Genomic DNA, 1,782 nt, shown 5'->3' with positions numbered 1-1,782 from the left:
CGTCCATCGGGTACCGGATGCCGATCATGCGGCCGTCGATGTCGATCTCGACGCCCTTGCAGCTGCCCTCGTCCGGCAGCCACTCGGCGTACGGGAAACTCGTCCCGATCATGAACAGCACGTCGCAGTTCATGATCATCTCATCGCTGGCCTTGGAGCCGAGCAGCCCGACCGGGCCGGTCACGAACGGCAGGTCGTCCGGCAGGACCTCGCGGCCGAGCAGCGCCTTGGCGACGCCGGCACCGAGCAGCTCGGCCGTCTCGATCAGCTCCGACTGCGCGTTCGCGGCACCCTGGCCGACCAGCATCGCGACCTTCTGGCCCTCGTTCAGGATCTGCGCGGCCTTGTGCAGCTCCTCCTTGTTCGGCAGGACGCGCGGCTGGCTCCACCCGACGCTGGAGTACACCGAGCCGTGCTCCTTGGGCGGCGACGGCACCGCCTCCGACTCCTGGACGTCCTCCGGGATGATGATCGTCGCGACGCTGCGGGTGGTCAGCGCCGTCTTGAACGCGCGGTCGATGACGTGCCGCATCTGCCCCGGCTGCATGACGATCTGGCAGTACTCCGACACGTCGGAGAACAGCGTCTCCAGGTTCACCTCCTGCTGGTAGTGGGTGCCCTGGGAGAGCCGCTTCTGCTGCCCGATGATCGCGACGACCGGCTGGTGGTCCAGCTTGGCGTCGTACAGCCCGTTCAGCAGGTGGATCGCGCCGGGGCCCGACGTCGCCGTGCAGACGCCGACCTCGCCGGTGAACTTGGCGTGCGCGCACGCCATGAACGCGGCCATCTCCTCGTGCCGCGTCTGGATGAACTCGGGGTTCCCCTCGGCGCGGTCGAACGCGCCGAGCATCCCGTTGATGCCGTCGCCCGGGTACCCGTAGACCCGCTTGATGCCCCACTCCGTCAGCCGCTGGAGGACGTAGTCGGCCACTTGCTGCGCCATTGATCTCTCCTTCTCCGTGAATGTCGTCGTGTCCGTCAGCGCCGCAGCAGCTTGGCCGCGCCCACGGCCGCGCCCGCGGCGGCACCGGCCGTCGCGGCGCCCACCAGGTACTTATGCTGCCCCACCCACATCTGCGGGCTGGTCCCGTGCGCCCGCTCGTCGAACCGGCCGTGGCTGCCGTGGTCCTCGCCGGAGGCGTCATCGGCGGGCTCCCACAGGTTCGCCGGACGGTCCGGCCGGACGTCCTCGTCCGTGTGCTGCGACGTGAAGCCCGTCCTCGCCAGGTAGCGGTCGAGCAGGCCCGCCGCGAACTTGTTGCCGAGGATCGTCCCGACCGAGCTGGCGCCGATCCAGTACTCGCGGCGCGCGGGATGCTCGGCGGCGTACAGCAGCGCCTTCGCCGGGATCTCCGGCTGGTAGATGGGAGGCACCGGCTGCGGGCGCTTCGGCAGCCGCGAGAGCACCCAGTCGAACTGCGGGGTGTTGACGCCCGGCATCTGCACCATCGTCACCTTCACGCCGCTGCCCTCGTGCATCAGCTCGGTCCGCAGCGACTCGTGGAACCCCTTGATGGCGTGCTTGGCGCCGCAGTAGGCGCTCTGCAGCGGGATGCCCCGGTAGGCCATCGCCGACCCGCACTGGACGATCACGCCGCGGTCGCGCGGCATCATCCGCTTCAGCGCGGCCCGGGTGCCGTTGACGTAGCCGAGGTAGGTGACCTCGGTGGTGCGCGCGAACTCCGCCGGCTCGATCTCCCAGAACGGCGCGAGCACCGAGGAGAAGGCCACGTTCACCCACACGTCGATCGGGCCGAGCTCGTCCTCGGCCCGCCGCGCGGC

The 1,782-nt window shown here is 69.9% G+C and carries 2 protein-coding genes; both read right to left on the bottom strand.

The genetic code is table 11. The annotated features are described in order from the left end of the window. A partial coding sequence (locus ACIWVC_RS34165) for a thiamine pyrophosphate-binding protein (RefSeq protein WP_396455148.1) occupies positions 1-943 on the bottom strand: 943 nt, incomplete at its 3' end. A gap of 35 nt (positions 944-978) precedes the next feature. After that, positions 979-1,782 (bottom strand): SDR family oxidoreductase (locus tag ACIWVC_RS34160; RefSeq protein ID WP_396455146.1); only part of this gene is annotated, 804 nt, incomplete at its 5' end.

It is taken from the genome of Actinomadura sp., from assembly GCF_044508335.1.
Taxonomy (GTDB): domain Bacteria; phylum Actinomycetota; class Actinomycetes; order Streptosporangiales; family Streptosporangiaceae; genus Spirillospora.
Note: the sequence above shows the minus strand (reverse complement) of the source record. Positions and strands in the feature narration are given on the sequence as shown.